Here is a 21586-nt window from a genome sequence, read left to right as displayed (position 1 = left end):
ATGATATATTGCAAGTGTAAAAACATACCAAGGAGCACAAAAATGACAGACTACTTGACCAAAGGCGCCAGCGCCTACATTGATAAGATTGTCGCCTTGTGTGGCAACGAACACCAGGAATGGGCCGAGACCTTCGCCCTGACCTTCGCCGACACGCTGAAACACGCGCTTGTTGAAGACGGCACGTCGCGCATTTTTGTTCTGACCGGTGACATCCCGGCCATGTGGCAGCGCGACTCCACGGCGCAGATGCGGCCATACTTGGTTCCGGCCCGCACCGACCCCGAGCTGGCCGACACCATCGAAAAGGTGATCAACCGCCAGTTCTTCAACATGGCGATGGACCCTTACGCCAACGCCTTCAACCAAACCGCCAACAACGCCGGTCACCAAACCGATAAGACCACGATGAACCCGTGGATTTGGGAGCGCAAGTACGAGCTGGACTCTCTGTGCTACCCGGTGCAGTTGGCCTACCTGTTCTGGAAGAACACCGGCCGCACCAGCCACTTCAACGCCGGCTTCGAAGTCGCCATTGAAAAGCTCGTGCAGGTGATCGCGGCCGAGCAGGATCACGCCCACTCGCCTTACGCCTTTGAACGCACCGAGGACCGCCCGGAAGACACCCTGATCGACGGTGTCGGCCGGCCGGTGGCCAAAACCGGCATGAGCTGGAACGGCTTCCGCCCAAGCGACGACGCCTGCGTTTACGGCTACCTGATTCCAAGCAACCTCTTTGCCGTCGAGATTCTACGCCACTTGGCCGAGATCTACACCGAGGTGCTGCACCAGCCGGCGGAACGCTTCACCTACCTGGCCAACGCCATCGAGGCCGGCGTGGCGCGTTACGGCACCACGACCAACAAGGCCGGTGAGTCGATTTACGCCTTTGAAGTCGACGGTCTGGGCAACCAGCTGGTGATGGACGACGCCAACGTGCCGAACCTCCTGGCGCTACCGTACCTGGGCGCCGTGGCCGCGGATGATCCGACCTACGTCGCCACCCGCAAGACCATTTTGTCGCCGGAGAACCCGTACTACTACGCCGGCACCTACGGCCAGGGCCTGGGCTCTCCGCACACGCCGGCCGAGTACATCTGGCCGATTGCCAAGGCCGTCGAGGGGCTGACTTCCGGCGACCGCGCCGAAAAGGCCGCCATCCTGGACTCGCTGGTGGCCACCACCGCCGGCACCAAGATGATGCACGAAGGCTACAACGTCGAGGACCCGACGCAGTACACTCGCGAGTGGTTCTCCTGGGCCAACATGATGTTTTGTGAGCTGGTCATGGACTACTTCGGCGAGAACGTTAACGACACAAAAGACTGACGAGAGTCGGAAAGGAATCGTATGGCTAAGAAAAAAGTATTCATCGTTTCACACAGTCACTGGGATCGCGAGTGGTACATGGGGTACGAGAAGCACCACATGCGCCTGATCAGCCTAATCGACGACTTGTTCCACCTTTTTGAGACCGATCCGAACTTCGACTCCTTCCACCTGGACGGGCAAACCATCATCTTGGATGACTACCTGAAGGTGCGGCCGGAAAAACGCGCCGAGCTTGAAAAGTGGATTCAAAAGGGCAAGCTGCGCATCGGGCCGTTTTACATCCTGCAAGACGACTTTCTGATCAGCCCCGAGGCCAACGTTCGCAACACCCAATACGGGCTGGCCGCCTCCCAGAAGTGGGGCCACGCCCCGGTGCCGTTGGGCTACTTCCCGGACACCTTCGGCAACATGGGCCAGACCGCGCAGATGATGAAGCTCGCCGGGCTCGATACCGTGGCGTTCGGCCGCGGCGTGACGCCGACCGGGCTGAACAACCAAGTCGGCGGCAAGGGTGATTTTGACTCCACCTACTCCGAAATGTGGTGGGAAGGCCCGGACGCCAGCAAGGTCTTGGGCATCCTCTTTGCCAACTGGTACTCCAACGGCAACGAGATTCCAACCGACCGGGCAGAGGCCAAGGCATACTGGGACAAGCACTTGGCCGACGCCGAGCGCTTCGCCTCGACGCCAGACCTCCTGTTCATGAACGGGGTCGACCACCAGCCGGTGCAGCTGGATCTCAGCGAGGCCATCCGCGTGGCCAACGAGCTGTACCCGGACTACGAGTTCGTCCACAGCAACTTCCCAGCCTACATCGAGGCGCTGCGTCACGACCTGCCTAAGGACCTCTCGACGATTCACGGCGAGCTGACCTCTCAGGCCACCGACGGCTGGTACACGCTGGCCAACACCGCCAGCTCGCGCGTTTACCTGAAGCAAAACAACACCAAGACCGAACGCCTCTTGGAGGACCAGGTAGAGCCGCTTTTGGCCCTGAGCGACAGCGCCACCGCCGAGAACCAGGACCGCCTGGATTACGCCTGGCACTTCCTGCTTCAAAACCACCCGCACGACAGCATCTGCGGCTGCTCCGTCGATCCGGTTCACGAGCGCATGATGACCCGCTTCCACGCCGCGCAGCAGGTCGGCGAAAGCCTCAGTGAACAGGCACTGACGCGCTTTGCCCAGCAGCTGGACACCGCAAGCTTCGCTCCGGATGCCCACCCGTTCGTTTTGCTGAACACCGCCGGCGCCGCCAAGCGCCAGCCGGTGACGGTGGAAGTCGAGCTGGAACGCGCCTTGTTCAAGGACGGGGCCCCCAAGGCGCAGTACGATAAGTTGAACGCCTTGGCCCAGAACCTGCCGGCGTTGACCGTGGTCGACCAAAACGGCGATGCGGTGCCGGCCCTCATCCAAAACCCGCACGTTCGCTTCAACTACGAGCTGCCGGACCGTACGTTCCGGGTGCCGTTCATGGCCCTGTACGTCGACGTCCAAGTCGCAGCCGACCTGCCGGCCTTTGGCTGGCAGACGCTGGCCGTGGTACCAGGGGAGGCGGCTGCAATCGCCAAGCCAAAGGCGGCCAACGCGATTGAAAACGGCAAGCTGCGCGTGACCTTGGAGGCCGACAACAGCATCACCGTCGACGACCTGACCACCGGTCACCGCTACCAAGATGCCCTGTTGATCGAAGACACCGGTGACATGGGCAACGAGTACATCTACCGGCAGTCGGCCGACAAGCTGACCTTCACGTCCAAGGACGGCAAGGTGGCCGATGTGGTCACCAAGGCGACGGCCGTGGGTCAGGAGCTCGACTTCACGCTGACCTTGACCGTGCCGGATCAGGCGGCGGCAAGCCTCGATTATGAGCGCCAGGCGGTGATCGACATCACCAACCGCACCAGCAAGCGCGGCGACCACTACGTCGACCTGCCGCTGGCCGTCACGCTGCGGCTGGACCAAGACAACCGCGTCAGCGTGACGGTCCGGGGCAACAACACCGTCAAGGACCACCGGCTTCGTGCCGTTGTGGCCACCGGGCTGACCACCACGACCCACCAGGCGGAGTCGATTTTTGAAGTTGTCACCCGCAACAACCAGGTGGGGCCGAACTGGCAAAACCCAACCAACCCGCAGCACCAGCAGGCCTTCGCCACGGTGCATGACGGCAAGCGTGGTGTCGTGGTCGGCAACTTCGGTCTCAACGAGTACGAGGTCAGCCCGACCGGCGACCAAATCGCCGTGACGCTGCTGCGCTGCATCGGCGAAATGGGCGACTGGGGCTACTTCGCCACCCCGGCGGCCCAGTGCCAAGGCGACTTCACCGCCCAGTTCTCACTGGCCTTCACCGACGGCAGCGAGTCCGCGCAACTGGCGGCCTACCAGGCGGCACGGGCCGACCAGATTCCGGTGATCACCAAGCAGACCACCGCTCACGCCGGCAGCAAGCCGGCGGCGGCCACCTACCTGAGTGTCAGCGACCCGGCCTTTGCCGTCACTGCCACCAAGCAAGGCGCGGCCGGCCTGATTGTCCGCGGCTTCAACATGACCCAGGCGGCCAAGCCGTTGACGGTCACCCACGACGGGCAGACCGCAGCGGGGCTGCTGGATCTGGTCGACAAGCCGCTGACCGGTGCCGTTGACGCGGCGCTGCGCCCGGCCGAAATTCGGACCTACCTGTTCAAGTAACCGATTGCCACGAGAACCGCAGGCGTTGTCGCCTGGGGTTTTCGTAGTGTCTACGAGGAGGAAATCATGACTGAATGGCAAGGAGTTCCAAGCAAGTACCAAGACGCGGTCGCGCTGATCGCCGGCCAGCACCACGACAACGCCATTGACGCCAAGGTCGTCGTCAAGGCGGGTGAGCCGGGGCTGACCCTGACCCGCGATGGTGCGGCCGGCACCATCACGTACGGCACGGTTCACGAGCTGATGCGTGGCGTGACGCTGTGGCTGGGCCACGCGCAAAGCGAACGCAGCTTTGAGCTACACGAAACGCCGGCCTTCGACGAGGTCGGGGCGATGATCGACCTAGCTCGCAACGGCGTCTTGTCGGTACCGGGACTCAAGCAAGTGATCGTCCGGATGGCCAGCCTGGGCTACACCGAAATCTGGATGTACATGGAAGACGTGTTCGAAGTGCCGGAGGAGCCGTACTTCGGCCACCTGCGCGGCCGCTACAGTCAGTCCGACCTGCACGAGCTGGCGGTGTTTGCCGACCGCTTCGGGGTGCGATTGGTGCCGGCGATTCAGACGCTGGCACACCTGCAAAACGCGTTGAAGTGGCAGGCCTTTGAGGCGATCAAGGACACCCCAGACGTGCTGTGGGTCGAAAAGCCCGAAACCACCAAGTTCCTGCGTGAGCTGCTTCACGCGGCCACCGCGCCGTTTTTGACCAACAAGATTCACATCGGCATGGATGAGGCTTACGGCCTGGGCATGGGCAACCGGCCGATTAAGGAGGGCTTCGTCGATCAGCAGACGCTGATTCAGGCTCACCTGAAGACCGTCGTGAAGCTGTGCGATGAGCTGCACTTGGATCCTTACATGTGGAGCGACATGTGGTTCACCATCGCCAGTCCGACCCACACGATGTACGACGAAAGCGTCCACTTCTCGCCGGAATTCGTTAAGCAGATGCCGCACGTCGGGCAAGTTTACTGGGATTACTACCACGAAGACGTTGAGACCTACGCCGCCCGGCTGGCCCAGCACTTCGAGCTCAAACAGCCGGTGGTCTACGCCGGTGGGCTTTGGACCTGGCCGAGCCTGGCGCCGCACCAGGAGAAAATGCTGCAGTCCGTCCGTGCGGGCATGACTGGTGCCAAGCAGGCCGGCGTTCGGCAGGCCGTGGCGACGATGTGGTTCGACGACGGCGCCGAGACGCCGTTTGCCGCCGCGTGGCTGGGGCTTCAGACCTTCATCGAGTACCAGTACCACGACACCGTGACGCCGGAATTTTTGGCCAAGCAGTTCAAGCTGATGCAAGGCGAGGACGCTTCGGCCTTTATGCTGCTGGATGAATTCGATCACATCGAGGGCAACCCGGTCAACCTGTCCGGGGAGAACACCAGCAAGCTGGTGCTGTACGAGGACCTGCTTTTGCAAAAGTACCGGGTCAACCTGGGCAAGTTCAACCTGGCCGCGCATTACGACAAGCTGGCCGACCGGCTGGCAACGGTCCAGACCACAGAGACCAGCCGGCAGCTGTTCGCCTACTACCACGCCCTGGCCAAGGCACTGGCCCAAAAGGCGCGGGTCCTGAAGGCGCTCCAGCAGCTGATTCATCAGCCTAAGCGAGACGCCGGTACGGTCAAGGGTCAGCTCAAGGTTTACCAGGCCCTGCTCGGCGACGCGCTGGACGCGTACCGCCCGGTCTGGCACGACGAGCGGCGTGGCAACGGCTTTGAGGTGATGGACATCCGCTACGGCGGTCAGTTCGCCCGGATTCGCACCGTGCTGTGGCGGCTGGATCAGTGGGAGGAAGGCAACGACGACCTCGCCGAGCTCCACGCCCCGGCACTGGAGGCCGACAAGTGGACCAGCGGCCCAATCGGCCACGGCCTGTACATGCAAATCGCCAGCGCCTGCGACATTTCGCATTAACCAACCGCTTGCTGATTAGTCGCGATAATCGGTCAGGACCACGTGACGGCCCCGGTCGTCTCACAACAGAAGGTACCGCGCGTAGCGCGGTGCCTTTTTTGTGCCGCAAACGGTCGCGGGTGTTCGCAGTGCGAAGGCTTCGCCTAACGAATTGCGCCGTTTTGCGGCGACCTTCAGGCGACAGGTGGCGGGGAACTTTTGTAAGCCTTTTAGATTTTTGATACAATGCAAGGGGCGAATCGTGCGGCGGCCCCGCAATTGGTGCAGACCGATTGTGGGGTTGCGCCAGCGCCTGCGGGTGATAGAATGAACCCTTATGGGACCGGTCGCGCCGGTCCGTTCGAGAAAGGACGATGTACGATGTTAGGACGCGGGATTAATAGTGTGTTTACCAAGGTGTTTATCATGCTGATTTTGAACCTCCAATTCTGGCTGTTCACGATCATGGGGTTGGTGGTGCTGGGCGTCGGCCCGGCACTTCGAACCATCACGGAGCTGTTTGCGGCCAACGAGTGGCAGCTCGGCGAGTACCACTTCAAGGATAGCTGGCACCTATTCAAGGCGCATTTTTGGCAGGCCAACGGGCACTTTTGGCTGTTCGGGGCCGTGTTTGGCATTCTCGGCTACAGCCTGTACCTGTCGACGCAGCTGAAGTTCGGCTGGATGCTGTTCATCCAGTTCATCATCATGTTTGCGATGCTGCTGTGTGCGACCTCCGGGTTGTTCACGCTGTCGATTGAGAGCCACTACGAGATCAGCCTCAAAAACGCCTTTCGCCTGGCCATCGCCCAGTTCTTCCAGAACTTCCTGCAGCTGTTGGTGTACTTCGGCGGCCTCGGCGTGATCGCCATTTTGACCGCCAAGGCGATGGGGCTGATTGTGTTTTTGAGCATCGCGGCAGTCGTGGTGTGGACGCACATGCAATCCAGCCGCTGGTACGCGCAGATTGACGCGCAGCTGGCCTAAGCGGATGCGGCGGTCGAACTTTCAGCGCTTGATGCAGTGGTACACGCTGATTTTGAGCCTGATGGTGATCGGCGTCACCGTTGTCGCCGGCATCATCAGCGTCGACAGCTACAACCAGCAGATTCGCCAGGCCAAAACCTACGCCCGGCAGCGCGTGGCCAGCGCCTTGCTGCGCTACCAGGAGGTCACCACCGATTTTGCCCGGCAGCTGGGGGCCGATCAGTCCAACCTCAGCAGCCTCGAGGCGTATTTTGCTATGTCCGTGCCGGCCTATGCCAACTACGCCTTGGACGCGGCGGACAAGGGCGGCAACTACTTCAACTGGCCGCAGCAGGCCTCCAACTTCTTCACCAACCACGACGAGGTGGACAAGCTCGAGCTGGTTTTGACCTCCGGCAAGAACCACTACATGGCCACGCGTGAGCACCGCACCGGCAAGATTTTGCCCAAGGCGCAGGTGTCTTCGGGGGCCTTCGTCGCGCCGCTGATCAACAGCTCCTCGCAGTTGGATTCCGCCGGCACCCTGGGGCTGACCTTCAACGACTCCCGGCTGATTGCCCAGCTGCGCCAGAGCCAAAGCCCGGCTCACATGCAGATCCTCGTGGTCAACGACCGCGGGGCGCTTTTGACCCATTACGCCGATTCCTCGGTGACCGCCGGGGAAAAGGCCGACCTGATGGCCGCGTTCAAGAAAAACAAGCTGAACAGCAACAGCCAGTACACGCTCACCACTTACGAGGTGGGGGCGGCGACCGTCAACCAACAGGCCACGATGATTGTGGCCATCAACCGCTCGGGACTGGCCAACATGATGATCTGGCACATTCTGCCGATCGCCGGCCTCGGGCTGATGGTGCTGCTCTTGCTTGGCACCACGCTGTGGATCACCTTCCTGCGCTACCAGCGGCAGTTGAGCACCATTGTGACCACGGTGTCGGCCGTCAGCTCGGGCAACCTCAACGCGCAGGTGCCGATTGTCAGCTCGCACACCGACCTGGCGGAGCTGGCCTCGGGTATCAACACGATGCTGGACGACATCAACCAGTACATCAACACGATTTACAAGTTGCAGATGGCCCAGCAGCAGGCCAGCATGAAGGCCCTGCAGGCTCAGATCAACCCGCACTTCATGTCCAACACCCTGGAGTATATCCGCATGGCGGCGCTTGACGCCGATCAGCCGGACCTCGCACGGGTGGTGTACAGCTTCGCGGCGCTGTTGCGCAACAACACGGACCTCTCCGCGGTGGCGACGCTTGATTCCGAGCTGACCTTCATTGAAAAGTACATCTACTTGTATCAGGTTCGCTTCCCGGATCGCCTGGCCTACCAAGTCGAAATCGACCCGACGCTGCGCGACCTGGAGATGCCAAAATTCAGCCTGCAGCCGCTGGTCGAGAACTACTTCGTTCATGGCGTTGACTTTTCGCGCCACGACAACGCGATTTCGATCAAGGCCACGCGTACGGCCACCGGGGTTCGCATCGTGATTAAGGACAACGGCAAGGGTGTGATTCCCGCCGACTTGGCCCGGCTGAACGTCCGGATGACTGAGCCCTTGGGCAGCGCCCAGCACGAGTCGATCGGGTTGCAAAACGTGTATGCGCGAATGAGCAATTACTTTGGCCCAAGCTTCCGCATGCGCCTGCAGGGGAATGACCAAGGCGGCACCAGCGTGGTGGTCAGCTTCGAGTTCGATCCCCGCACCATGCGCCACAAAGAGGCGCTGCTGCCGACAGGGGATGCCCAGTAGGCGGCGTGGCGTGTGCCGCACCGGCCCAACGGGGGATACGACGACCGCAATCCTGCGCTGGTCCGACCAAGGGGCCGCGCTGTACCCCCTTTGAAAGGAGTCTCTTCATGAAACGTGTGATGGCTGTCGATGATGAATACATGATCCTTCGCGGGATTCCCAAGCTGATCGACTGGCAGGCGCTTGGTCTGACCATCGTCCAGACGGAGCAAAACCCGGTGGCCGCGCTGAATTACCTGCAGCACGAGCCGATTGACATCCTGCTGTCGGACATGAACATGCCCGAGATGGCCGGTCCCGAGTTCCTGGCCGCGGCCCGGCGGCTGCAGCCGAACATGCAGATCATCGTGCTGTCAGGCTACGGCGATTTTGATTACGTCAAGGCCGGCCTCGAGCAAGGAGCCATCAACTACTTGCGCAAGCCGATCGACCCAGACGAGCTGGTCCGGACCCTGCAAAAGGCCTTGCGCCAGCTGGCTCAGCACGACACCGCGGATCAAAACGCGCAGCTGGCCCATCAGGCCCTGACGCGCGAGCTCGTGACCGGCCGCCAAGAGGCCCGCTTCGACCACGCGGCAGAGGGCCTGCAGCTGAACCTGCCGGCCGCGGCCGAGTGGCGACTGCTTGCCATTTTGAACCCGCTGCAACGCACCGCCTTGCAAGCGGACCTAGCGACGCAGCGCGAGGTGGCCGGCTACTTTTCGGAGGGCCAAGACGTGATCGTGCTGTTCACCGGCACGACGATGCAGGTCCGCCAGTTTCTCGATCAGCTGCCGGACAGCGTCGGCCCGACCCGGCGGCCGGTGATCGTGTCGCCGGTGATCAAGGATCACCAGGCGATTGCCGATGTGTACCAAAGGGTGCGGTGGGCGATCAACCGCCGGTACTTTTTCGCGGTCGCCAACGGCCTGGTGATGCTGCCGGACAAGGAGGCGGGCCAAACCGTCAAGCTGCCGTCGGTGGACACGCTCAAAGGCGAGCTGCGCGACATCACCCCAAGCGGGTTGACCGACTGGCTGAAGCGGCGCTTCGATCAGATGGAGCAAGAAGACGCCTCAGTGGAGTTGACGCGCCAGGTGGCCGTAATCATTTTGCTGGCCATGCGGGCGCTGCACCCGAGCTACGAGCTGACCTCGGCCAGTTTTGGCCGCATCAACAACGCGGCGACGGTGGCCGACCTGACGACGGTTTTGTTGGAGACGGCCGCGGCGATGTCGCAGGCGGCCCAAAAGCGCTACTCTCGCAACGTCACCGAGGTGCTTGCCATCATTCAGTCGCGCTTCAAGGAGCCGCTGACGCTGGGCGAGATTGCCGGTGAGCTGCACCTGAGCCCGGTGTATCTGGGTCAGCAGTTCAAAAAAGAGGTGGGCCAAACCGTCGCCCAGTACCTCAACGACTACCGCATCAACCAGGCGATTCAGCTGCTGGAACGCACCGAAATGGACGTCAACGAAATCGCCCACGAGGTGGGGTACCAAACCGCCAGCTACTTCTTCAAGACCTTCAAAAAACAGCTCAACATGAGTCCGGGCGAGTACCGCGAGGTCGCCTTGACCGCGCCGAGCGAAAGCGGGAGCGACCAATGAAATTACGGGTGGCAACATTAAACATTGCAGGCGGCAACGAACCGGACCTGACGGCCATCACGCGGCTGTGCGAGCGCGAACGGCTGGACTTGGTCGGGTTGCAGGAGGTGGATCGCTTCACCAAGCGAGCCGATTACGACATGGCAGCCCTTTTGGCCGGCACGACCTTTGACTACCGCTTCGCCGCGGCGATGCCGCTTGATGGCGGTGAGTACGGCATCGCGACGTTGGCCAACGGCAAACTGGCGGATTCAAGCGTGGTCAGCTACCCGACGCACGGCCTGGAACCGCGGGTCTACCAGCGCAGCGTATTTGCGGCCGGTGACCGGCAGCTTGCGGTCTACAACACCCACCTGTCCTTCGAAACGCCGCAGCTGCGGCGCCAGCAAGCCGCGGTGCTGATGGCGGCGGTGCAGGCCGACCCGCTGCCGGTCGTTGTGTTCGGGGACTTCAACACCGACCAAAGCCGCAGTGAGTGGGCCATGTTCGACCCGCTGCGGCGGGTGAACGGCGATTGCGCTTGGTACGACAGCTTCATCGGCCAGGATCAGGCGATGAAGGTGATGAGCATCGACAACATCATGATGTCGTCGAGCCTCAACTACCAAGGGGCCCGACTGGTGCCGACCATCCTGTCCGATCACCGCATGCTTGAAGCGGAGCTGTTACTCGACTAAAATTTGACCACAATCTAGGGCAGGCGCCGTCACGGTGCCTGCCTTTTTGGACCGGAAAAGTCCGGTTTCTAGGCATTGCCCGCCGACTGCTCAAAAGTCGCCGCTGGGACCTTAAATTTGGCAACTAATCTCCATAATTTGGCCAGTCCACGCGACTTGAAAGCGCTTTATAATGTAAGCGTTAACAAATCTGCACGCGTGCTTTGCCTGCGACGGCAGGCGGGTTTACCATCGCACCATCATAGCTGAATAGCCCGAAATTTTCGGGTCACCGCATAATTCGTTTTGGTTGTTTGGGGTTCATTCAAATTATGTTCAGGAGGTATTTGTGATGAGAAAGTGGCAAAAGGGTTTGGCACTGGCAGGAACCGCGGCAGCGGCGCTCGCACTGGTGGCATGTGGCAAGAAGAGCAGCGACGGCTCCGGTTCTAGCAGCGGCAGCAAGGTGACCGTGACCATGTATCGCCCAGGGGACGTCCTGGACAACGACAAGGCCATGATGAAGATCGTCAACAAGGAGATTCAAAAGCAGTACCCGAACGTAACGCTCTCAATCAAGCCGCTGTCTTGGGGCGATTACGGCCAGAAGTTCAACGTGATGCTGACTTCCGGCGACTCGTTTGACCTGGCGTTTTCTTCCGGTAGTTACGTCGACAACGCACAAAAAGGCGCGTTCACCGATTTGACGCCGCTGTTGAAGAAGTACGCCAAGAAGGCCTACGACGCGATCAACCCGGCCTACTGGAAGGGCGTCACGGTCAACGGCAAGATTTACGGCTTCCCGACCAACGCCAATGTTTACTCCCAAGAGACGCTGACCTTCAACGACACGTTCCTGAAGAAGTACAACATCGACGTGTCCAAGGTTAACACCCTGCAGGATGCGACCCCGGCCCTGGCAGCGTTCCACAAGGCCAACCCTGGCGTCGCGGCGTTTGCCATCGGCAAGGGCTACCACGCCCCGGCCTTTGACGCGACGCACAGCTACGAGTACCCGCTGAGCAACGCCTACCCGTTCGTGATCGACCAGACCGGTGAATCGACCAAGGTGGTCAACCCGTACAGCACGGCGACGCTTCAAAAGAACCTGAAGACGCTGCACCAGTGGTACCAAGCCGGTTACATCCCAAAGGACGCGGCAACCTCCAGCACGGCCTACAACCTGCCTGAGGACACCTGGTTCGCACGTGTCGAGACCAACGGCCCATTCGACTACGGGGCAACCGCGTTGAACAACGCCCGGACCAACGGCAAGACCGTGACGGTGCGCCAGATTTCCAAGCCTTACAAGTCCACCTCCGATGCCCAAATGGCGATGTACGTGGTTTCCAAGTCCTCCAAGCACAAGAAGGAAGCCGTTGAGGTCCTCAACGCCATCAACACCAACAAGAAGATTTTGAACACGATGGTCTGGGGGATTGAAGGCAAGCAGTGGGAATTCACCGACAAGGCCAACGAGAAGATCAAGACGCTCGCGGGCTACAAGCAAAAGACCTACTACGGGGCTTGGATGACCGGTAACAACAAGCTGCTTTACACCAAGGATGAAGTGACCGACGCGATGATCAAGGATCGCGACGCCAAGATTGCCGCTGCCAAGCAGTCGGCGGGACTGGGCTTCGTGCCGGACACCACTTCCGTCAAGACCGAAATGACCAACATCTCGAACGTCATGAGCAAGTACTCCGACATCATCAACACCGGGACGGTTGAGCCGATTGCCGCCATCAAGAAGATGAACGCCGAGCTCAAGGGCGCCGGTTGGGACAAGGTGCAGGCGGAGATCCAAAAGCAGTACGACGAATTCCGCTCGAACAACTAAGCTTTCCGAAAAGGGACTGGAATCTTCCAGTCTCTTTTTACGGATTGCAGCGTGCAAACGCTCTTCTATATATTTGTTAAGTTAATTTACTAACTGAAAAGCGTTTGCTTTTATCGAAAACATTGAATTTGTGAAGTAACACCCATAATTTGGCAAGTCGTTAAACGTGTAAACGCTTTATACTAAATAGTGTAGTCGTGAGCCACAAAGGAGGGATGGCAATGCAGACGAAACAGTCCGCCGTCGTCGGGGGTAGCAAGAAGGGCTTCATCGCGAAGATGAAGAAGAACAGCACGTTTTTCCTACTGGTCGCACCGGGAACCATTTTCCTGATCATTTTCTTTTACATTCCCGTGTTGGCCAACGTCGTCGCGTTTCAGAATTTCCAGTACTCGGATGGAGGCTTCCTGTACAGCCTATTCCACAGCCCGTGGGTCGGGTTCCAGAACTTCATCTTCTTCTTCAAGTCCGCGGACTTCGGGCTTGTCCTGCGCAACACCGTGGGTTACAACTTGACCTTCCTGTTGCTCAACTTCTTCTTTGCCATCTTCTTCGGCATTGTGATGAGTCAGATGCGCAACATGAAGCTGCTACGGGTCTACCAGACCTCCATGCTGTTCCCGTACTTCCTGTCCTGGGCGATTCTGGCGTACTTCCTTTACGCCTTCTTGAGCGCGGATAAGGGGATTATCAACCACATGATCACCGGGGCAGGCGGCACCGCCATCGACTTTTACAACACCCCTTACGTCTGGCCGTTCATCATCGTCTTCATGGGCGTCTGGAAGGGGATCGGCTACAACAGTATCCTTTACTTCGCCACCGCCAGTGGGATTGACCCGTCGTACTACGATGCGGCCATGATGGATGGGGCCAACAAGTGGCAGCAGATCAAAAACGTCACGCTGCCGCACATTCTGCCGATTGCCACGTTGATGCTGATCATCAACATCGGCGGCATTTTCCGGTCAGACTTCGGGCTGTTCTACCTGCTGCCTCGCGCCTCGGGTACGTTGATCAACGTGACGCAGACGTTCGATACCTACGTCTACCGCGCCTTGACCACGACCAACGACATCGGCATGAGTACCGCGACTGGCTTGATCCAGTCGGTGGTCGGCTCGATTATGATCCTCGGTTCTAACGCGATTGTGCGGAAGCTGCAGCCGGATTCGGCGCTGTTTTAGGAGGCGATCACATGGCTAAGAAGAAAAAAGTGGTCAGCGCGGTCGACATCCGTAAGTTCAGCGCCGGCACGAACCTGTTTTTCAACATTTTCCTGGGACTCTTCGCCATCAGCTGTGTGGTCCCGTTCATCTTCATCATCATCTTGTCTTTGACCAAGGAATCGGACATCACGCTTTACGGGTACCAGTTCTGGCCGAAGCACTGGACGTTCGCTTCGTACGAGTACCTGACCGGGATGGGGGGCCAGGTGGCCAAGTCCTTCCTGGTGACGGTGATTGTCACGGTGGTCGGGACCATCATGAGCTCGACGTTCACGTCGACTTACGCCTACGCGATTTCGCGGCGTGACTTCGACTACAAGAAGTTCTTCACCATCTTCGCCTTGATTTCCATGCTGTTCACGCCAGGGATGGTGCCGAACTACTTGGTTGTCACCCAAATGCTGCACTTAAAGGACAGCATCTGGGCCCTGATTCTGCCGGCATCCTTCGGGGTGTTCAACGTGTTGATCATGCGGACCTTCTTCCTGACCAACATTCCGGAATCGATCATCGAATCCGCCCGGATTGACGGGGCGTCCGAGCTGAAGATTTTCCGCAGCATCGTGGTGCCGCTGGCGGTACCCGGGATTGCGACCATCTCCCTGTTCTCCGCCTTGGGCTACTGGAACGACTGGTTCAACGCGATGCTGTACACCGACAGCCCGAACGTGACGCCGCTGCAGTACCTGCTGGTTAAGATTCAAAACAACATTCAGATGCTGACCCAGCAGGCCGCGCAAGGCGGGTCGACCATGGCCGCCGGTACGGAAATTCCGTCCGAAGGCATGCGCTTCGCCGTCGTGGTGGTTGCGACCTTGCCAATCGCCTTGACGTACCCATTCTTCCAGAAGTACTTCGTCAAAGGCATGACCGTCGGCGGGGTCAAGGGCTAGCCCGACCGCGTCAACGCCTCAATCGCAACATGTTCTGTTCACACCGGACCTGGAGGCAGGGCCGGCCGGGGGCAGTAGGCACCACACCCCCCATGCCGTGTCCTGCCTTTAATGTTGCCTCGAGGCCTCGTGAAAGTTTTATCGAACTATTTTAACCTGGTGTACCAACTGGCTTAAACGCCAAAAATAAGTTTTCTGTAGGAGGAACTTAGCTTATGAGTAAGTGGCAAAAAGGATTAGCAATCGCAGGTACCGCGGCTGCGGCGCTCGCGCTGGCGGCGTGTGGCAAGAGCAACAGCAACGGTGACAGTGGCAGCAAGGGCAAGGTGACGGTCACCATGTACCGGCCCGGCGACGTCTTGACCAACGACAAGGCCATGATGAAGATCGTCAACAAGGAAATCCAGAAGCAGTACCCGAACGTCGAACTTTCGATCAAGCCGCTGTCTTGGGGTGATTACGGCCAAAAGTTCAACGTCATGCTGACTTCCGGTGATTCGTTCGACCTGGCGTTCTCATCAGGCAGCTACGTGGATAACGCCCACAAAGGCGCGTTCACGGACCTGACGCCACTTTTGAAGAAGTACGCCAAGAAGGCTTACGACGCGATCAACCCGGCCTACTGGAAGGGCGTCACGGTCAACGGCAAGATTTACGGCTTCCCGACCAACGCCAACGTCTTCTCCCAGGAAACCTTGACCTTCAACGACACCTTCCTGAAGAAGTACAACATCAGCGTCGACGACGTGAAGACCCTGCAAGACGCCACCCCGGCCTTGGCCGCTTTCCACAAGGCCAACCCTGGTGTTGCCGCCTTTGCCATCGGCAAGGGCTACCACGCCCCGGCCTTTGACGCGACGCACAGCTACGAGTACCCGCTGAGCAACGCCTACCCGTTCGTGATCGACCAGACCGGCAAGACCACGAAGGTTGAAAACCCGTACAACACCAAGACGATGCAAAAGAACCTGAAGACGCTGCACAGCTGGTACCAGGCCGGCTACATTCCAAAGGATGCGGCCACGTCCAGCACCCAGTACAACCTGCCTGAGGACACTTGGTTCACCCGCGTTGAGACGAACGGTCCCTTCGACTACGGCGCAACCGCTTTGAACAACGCCCGTGGTAACGGCAAGACCGTCACCGTCAAGCAGATTTCCAAGCCTTACAAGGCGACCTCCGATGCCCAAATGGCGATGTACGTGGTTTCCAAGTCCTCCAAGCACAAGAAGGAAGCCGTTGAAGTCCTCAACGCCATCAACACCAACAAGAAGATCCTGAACACCATGGTTTGGGGCATTCAGGGCAAGCAGTGGCAGTTCACCGACAAGGCCAACGAGAAGATCAAGACGCTCGCCGGCTACAAGGAAAAGACCTACTACGGCGCTTGGATGACCGGTAACAACAAGCTGCTTTACACCAAGGACGAAGTGACCGACGCGATGATCAAGGACCGCGACGACAAGATCGCCAATGCCAAGCAGTCGGCCGGCCTGGGCTTTGTTCCGGACACCACGTCTGTGAAGACCGAAATGACCAACATTGCCAACGTCATGAGCAAGTACTCCGACATTCTCAACACCGGGACCGCAGACCCGACGCCAACCATCGCCAAGATGGACGGTGAACTCAAGGCTGCCGGCTGGGAAAAGGTGCAAAAGCTCATTCAAAAGCAGTACAACGCCTTCTTGAAGAAGTAGGCACCACAACAAAGCGCGGCGGCAAGCCGCGCTTTTTGCGTGGCCGGTCATGGCTGCCCGGTCAAGGCTGCTCGGGCACAGCGCCGGGTCACGGGGGACCGGGGGCAATGCCTGGCCGGCACGGGACCCGTTGTTGTCGCCGGCAAAGTCTGCTACACTCAGGGGTACGAACGAATCGAGGAGGATGAACGTGGCAAAGACACCGGTAGCAAAAAACGAGGAACTGACGGTCACCGTTGAGGATCTGACCTACGAGGGCATGGGGGTGGCCAAGTTAGACGGGTACCCGCTGTTCATCGAAGGGGCGCTGCCCGGCGAGCAGGCCGTGATTCGGGTGACCAAGGCCGACAAGAAGTACGCCTTTGCGCGGCTGGTCAACTTGCTGACCACCTCGCCGGACCGCGTGACCCCGCGGGGCAGGGCCTACACGCAGACCGGCATCGCGCCGCTTCAGCACCTGGCCTACCCGGCGCAGCTGGCCTTCAAGGCGACGCAGATTCGCAACTTGTACCAAAAGGCTCACCTGGATGTGCCGGTGCTGGCCACGCTCGGCATGGCCCAGCCCTTCGGCTACCGCAATAAGGCGCAGATTCCGGTGCGTGACGTTAACGGTCAGGCGACCACCGGGTTTTACAAGCGCCGCACCCACGAGCTGGTACCGCTCGAGGATTTTTACATCCAAGACCCCAAAATCGATGCGGCGGTGCTGGTGGTGCGTGACCTGATGCGCCGCTACCAGGTACCGGCCTACGACGAGGCCAACAACCGCGGCGTGATTCGGCACATCATGGTGCGGCGGGGGTACTTCTCCCACCAGATGATGATCGTGCTGGTCGCCCGCACCTGGGCCGTACCATACCTCGACGAGCTGGTCGCCGGTATCACCGCCGCCTTGCCCGAGGTGGTGTCTGTGATCTTGAACCTCAACGAACGCGCGACCAACGTGATTTTGGGCAAAAAGACGCGGGTGCTGTACGGCACCCCGGACCTGGAAGACACGCTTTTGGGCAGCCGCTTTCGCATCAGTCCGCTCAGCTTCTACCAAGTCAACCCGCAGCAAACCGAGGTGCTTTACACCGAGGCGATTCGCCGCGCCGGCCTGACCGGGCACGAGGTCGTGATCGACGCCTACTCCGGCATCGGCACCATCAGCTTGACCATGGCGAAACACGCCAAGAAGGTCTACGGCGTCGAGGTGGTCCCAGAGGCCGTGGCCGACGCGCGTGAGAACGCGAAGCTCAACGGCATCGAAAACGCCGAGTTCGTGGTCGGCAAGGCCGAGGACGTGATGCAGCAGTGGAAGGACCAGGGTCTTCACGCCGACGTCTTGATGGTCGATCCACCGCGCAAGGGTCTGGCGCCGGAGTTCGTCGCGGCCGTCGGGGTGATGCTACCGCCTAAGATTGTGTACGTCTCCTGCAACCCGGCGACCTTGGCGCGAGACCTCGTCGCCTTGCAAGGCTTTGGCTACCGCGCCGACGCGACGCAGCCGGTCGACATGTTCCCGCAGACGACCTCGATTGAATCGGTCACGGTGCTGACGCGCTGATGGTTGGACCCGCTTCGGCGGGTCTTTTTGTTTGCGAGCGACGGCGAGCTTAAAAATTGACAGTCAAAATGGTAGGGCTTACACTGGCTGTGGATGATTATTCTAGGACAGGGGGGCGACCAAAGGCCTTGGTCACAGCACGCCTACTGTCCATGGGGAACGGTCCGGGACATAAGCATTCCCAGTACCCCGCTCATACCAAGCCGAATCTGGCTTTCAACACACGTGTTTTCGCGTAACGGCGCCCACCTGCGGGCCCGAATACCAGGGTTGGACCACCACCCACGCGCAGTCTGACTGCCTCTCCTACTCGCTTGCGAGGTAGCTGCGGAGGGGCTCGGCGCGTGGCTTGTTTCAGCGTGCTACCCGGTCGGCCACGGTCGGCCGGAGGCGATCAAATGACTACTGTCAACCAGTAAGAGGCGCGGGGCCGCCGAACACCAAGTGTTCGGTGGCTTCGTCCTGCCCGGCAACGTCGTCAGACGGGACCGGGTTTTTTTGCCCGGATTTGTGAAATTTGCAACTTTTGTCGGGGTCGCATGCGCCGTGCCAATGGTCATTCTGGCCAATCGCCGCTTGTGAAGCGAAGAAAACGTTTGACAAAAAGGCGCGAGGGACGGATAGTTAATCATTGTCAATGGCATATACATTCAATGCGGTTGAAGTTGTATGCAGTGACACGAAACCCGCCTCGGGCTGAGGCGATGAAGGAGTTGAAAGTGATTTGATGACCCGCGAATTTCGAAGCATTGCCAAGCACAAGGGGTTAATCGCGGCAATGCTTGTGATCTTGTTCATTCCCTTTGCCTATTCATTCTGTTTCCTGACCTCGGCGTGGGACCCGTACGGCAACACTGGCAAGATTCCGGTGGCCGTGGTCAACTTGGACCAACCGGCTACGCTGGAGGGTAAGACCATCAGCGCCGGCCGCGACACCGTGGCCCAGCTGAAGGACGACAAGCAGCTCAAGTGGGTTTTTTGCACCCCGGAAGCGGCCAAGAAGGGCTTGGCCCAAAATAAGTACTACACGGTGGTGACGCTGCCGAAGAACTTCTCGGCCAACGCGGCCACGGTGCTCGACGCGCATCCCAAGCAGATGAAGCTGACCTATCAGACCAACGGTTCCTTGAACTACGTGTCTGAGATCATCAGCCAAGTCGGCGCCGACAAGCTCAACGCGCAGATTCGCGAGAAGGTGACCACCGCCTTCGCCCAGGCCCTGTTCGCCAAGGTCTCCGAAATCGGCAGCAAGCTCAAGGAAGCCAAGGACGGCGCGGCCAAGCTGGTCGCCGGCCAAACCACGCTGAGCGATGGCCTGAGACAATACACCGGCGGCGTCAGCCAGGTCGATGACGGCCTGAGCCAGCTCAATGGCAAGGTGCCGGCCTTGGCCTCGGGCGTCGGCCAGCTGGCAGCGGGCGGCCAGCAGCTCCAAACCGGCCTGGGCCAGCTCAACAGTAAGGCCCCGGCCTTGGCAAGTGGCGTCGGTCAGCTCAACGGCGGCCTCGGTCAGCTGAACAGCAAGACGCCGGCGTTGGCCAGCGGGGTCGGCCAAATCGACGGCGGATTAGGCAAAATCAACGCGGAGGTCAACGGTGATACGCAAGACACCGACCTGGCCGCCGGCGTTTCGCAACTGACGACCGGCAGCGCCCAACTGGCAGATGCCTTGGGTCAGCTGAACGCCAAGGCCCCGGCCTTGACCGCCGGCATCACCCAGCTGCAGCAGGCCATCGCCGGATTTCAAAAGCAACTGGTCGACCAGAACTTGGTTGGCCGTGTGGAGAAGCTGAACAAAACCGTTCAGTCAAGCGTCAACCTGTTCAACATCGCCTACACGAGCTTCGGTACCGGGAGCTTTGGCACCATCAACATGCTGCTGCCGACGCAGATGGCCAGCTTGACCGACGCCCAAAAGAAGGCGACGGCTGAGGCCAAGAAGCTGGAGGTGGCGCAGACCAAGGCCAACGACGAGATGGAAGCGGTGATCGCCGCTTTACCCGAGGACCAGCAGGCCGCGGCCAAGGCGGCCTTTACCAAGGTCAAAGCCAGCCAGGCCACGACCCAAACGGCGCTGACCACGGCAGGTGGTTTGATCGACGTGGTTCACGCCCAGATGTCCGACACCGGCGTTGACGCGGCAGGCGACCCCAAGGGGCTGGCCGTCGCGGTCAAGACGCTGGCCGCCGGCTTGACCACCAAGAACCCGGATCCCACCGGTCAAAACAAGGACGGCTACACCTTCAGCGAGGCGATCGCGGCCCTGAACGACGGGGCGACCGAGCTGGACAACCAGGTCAATAAGACCGACAAGACGCCGGCCGAGCAGAAAAAGGACCTGCCGCTCAAGGCGGCGGCCGCCCAGATGGCGGCGGGGGCCAAGACCTTGGCCAAGGGGTTGCGTGATCTGAACAAAAAGGCCCCCGGTCTTGCCACCGGGATTTCACAGCTTTACGCGGGTAGTCACAAGCTCAACGCGGCGGTACCGGCCCTGCGCGGCGGCGTCTCCCAGCTTTACGCCGGCAGCACCCAGCTCAACAACGCCGTGCCGGCGCTGCAAAGCGGGGTCAAGCAGCTTTACGATGGCTCGGTCAAGGAAGCCAACGGCCTGAGCCAGCTCAACGGCCAGGTCCCAGCCTTGACCGATGGCGTCGGCCAGCTGTACGACGGCACCCAGCAGCTCACCGCCAAGAACAAGCAGCTCACCAGTGGGGCCGGCCAGCTGTTGGCCGGTAACACCCAGCTGAGCACCGGGCTTGACGACGGGTACCAGCAGATTGTCGCCACTAAGCTGACCAACCTGACGGCCAAAATGTTTGCGGCGCCTTCCACGGATGTGCAGCTGAAGTACACCGCGGTCAAGAACTACGGGGCGGCGCTTGCGCCTTACGTGCTGGCCCTTGCACTGTTCGTCGCCATCATCATTTTCAACTTCGCCTACCCGCTGAAGCGCAGCGACGATGACGACCGCAGCCCAATGCAGTGGCTGTTGGGCAAGCTAGCCGTTGGCACCCTGGTGGCCGCAGGGGCGGCCCTGATTGAGGCGACCCTGATGCTTGTGATGATGCACCTGCCGGTTGCCAACGTGGTCGGCTTCTACGGCATCACGCTGCTGTTCGCGCTGGCGGCGCAGTACCTGACCATGGTGTTGACGCTGGCGTTCAACCGCGTCGGCATTTTCATCGCCCTGGGGCTATTGACCCTGAGCGGCTCCGGCGGCCTGTTCCCGGCCGAAACCATCAGTCCGCTGTACGAGGCGACGCAAAAGTTCCTGCCGATGACCTACGCGATTAACGGCTACCGCGAGGTGATTACCGGCGGCATGGCGACCAGCACCACCGTCACCAGCGTGATCATTTTGCTGGCGGTTGGGCTGTTGTCCTTGGCCCTGATGATTCCGGCGGTGATGTGGCACCAAGGCGCAAAGGCCAGCGATTAGCCGTCGCCTAGAGACGGCAGGCGAGAAAGGAG

Annotated in this window: 13 protein-coding genes; all 13 read left to right on the top strand. The window is 60.1% G+C overall.

Annotated features, from left to right (window positions below):
- Nucleotides 1–42 precede the first annotated feature (42 nt).
- The 13 genes from NUH19_RS08870 (at nt 43) to NUH19_RS08810 (ending at nt 21554) form a co-directional block, all read left to right on the top strand.
- On the top strand, nt 43–1329 hold the full coding sequence (locus tag NUH19_RS08870; RefSeq protein ID WP_262316196.1) for a glycoside hydrolase family 125 protein: 1287 nt from the start codon (nt 43–45) through the stop codon (nt 1327–1329).
- A gap of 21 nt (nt 1330–1350) precedes the next feature.
- Nucleotides 1351–4023, top strand: a complete 2673-nt coding sequence (locus NUH19_RS08865) for an alpha-mannosidase (RefSeq protein ID WP_262316195.1) — start codon at nt 1351–1353, stop codon at nt 4021–4023.
- A 66-nt stretch (nt 4024–4089) separates the two neighbouring features.
- Complete coding sequence (locus tag NUH19_RS08860; RefSeq protein WP_262316194.1) at nt 4090–5940, top strand: family 20 glycosylhydrolase; 1851 nt, start codon at nt 4090–4092, stop codon at nt 5938–5940.
- 405 nt (nt 5941–6345) lie between these two features.
- The gene (locus tag NUH19_RS08855; protein WP_262316193.1) at nt 6346–6906 is read left to right on the top strand and encodes a YesL family protein; all 561 of its coding nucleotides are present in this window, start codon (nt 6346–6348) and stop codon (nt 6904–6906) included.
- 31 nt (nt 6907–6937) lie between these two features.
- Nucleotides 6938–8659 (top strand): sensor histidine kinase, encoded by a 1722-nt coding sequence (locus tag NUH19_RS08850; protein ID WP_262316212.1) that lies wholly within the window; start codon nt 6938–6940, stop codon nt 8657–8659.
- Nucleotides 8660–8766: 107 nt separating this feature from the next.
- A complete protein-coding gene (locus NUH19_RS08845) occupies nt 8767–10245 on the top strand; it encodes a response regulator transcription factor (RefSeq protein WP_262316192.1) in 1479 nt (492 codons plus the stop codon).
- Nucleotides 10242–10922, top strand: coding sequence for an endonuclease/exonuclease/phosphatase family protein (locus NUH19_RS08840; protein ID WP_262316191.1), 681 nt, complete (start codon nt 10242–10244; stop codon nt 10920–10922). The genes NUH19_RS08845 and NUH19_RS08840 overlap by 4 nt, the downstream gene beginning before the upstream one ends.
- Before the next feature lie 331 nt (nt 10923–11253).
- Nucleotides 11254–12744 carry an ABC transporter substrate-binding protein gene (locus NUH19_RS08835; RefSeq protein WP_262316190.1) on the top strand — a complete coding sequence of 497 codons (1491 nt, stop codon included), beginning with the start codon at nt 11254–11256 and terminating at the stop codon, nt 12742–12744.
- Nucleotides 12745–12965: 221 nt separating this feature from the next.
- Nucleotides 12966–13931: an ABC transporter permease gene (locus tag NUH19_RS08830; RefSeq protein WP_420844681.1), complete on the top strand. Its 966-nt coding sequence runs from the start codon at nt 12966–12968 to the stop codon at nt 13929–13931.
- A gap of 11 nt (nt 13932–13942) precedes the next feature.
- Nucleotides 13943–14866: a carbohydrate ABC transporter permease gene (locus NUH19_RS08825; RefSeq protein ID WP_262316189.1), complete on the top strand. Its 924-nt coding sequence runs from the start codon at nt 13943–13945 to the stop codon at nt 14864–14866.
- Between the two features lie 215 nt (nt 14867–15081).
- Nucleotides 15082–16566, top strand: a complete 1485-nt coding sequence (locus NUH19_RS08820; protein ID WP_262316188.1) for an ABC transporter substrate-binding protein — start codon at nt 15082–15084, stop codon at nt 16564–16566.
- 184 nt (nt 16567–16750) lie between these two features.
- Nucleotides 16751–18115, top strand: coding sequence for a 23S rRNA (uracil(1939)-C(5))-methyltransferase RlmD (gene rlmD / locus NUH19_RS08815; RefSeq protein ID WP_262316187.1), 1365 nt, complete (start codon nt 16751–16753; stop codon nt 18113–18115).
- 727 nt (nt 18116–18842) lie between these two features.
- Nucleotides 18843–21554, top strand: a complete 2712-nt coding sequence (locus NUH19_RS08810) for a YhgE/Pip family protein (RefSeq protein WP_262316186.1) — start codon at nt 18843–18845, stop codon at nt 21552–21554.
- Nucleotides 21555–21586 lie beyond the last annotated feature (32 nt).

It is taken from the genome of Lacticaseibacillus parakribbianus, from assembly GCF_025490915.1.
GTDB classification, from domain to species: domain Bacteria; phylum Bacillota; class Bacilli; order Lactobacillales; family Lactobacillaceae; genus Lacticaseibacillus; species Lacticaseibacillus parakribbianus.
The sequence above is the reverse complement of the archived record's forward strand: the minus strand, read 5'-3'. Positions and strand labels throughout refer to the sequence as shown.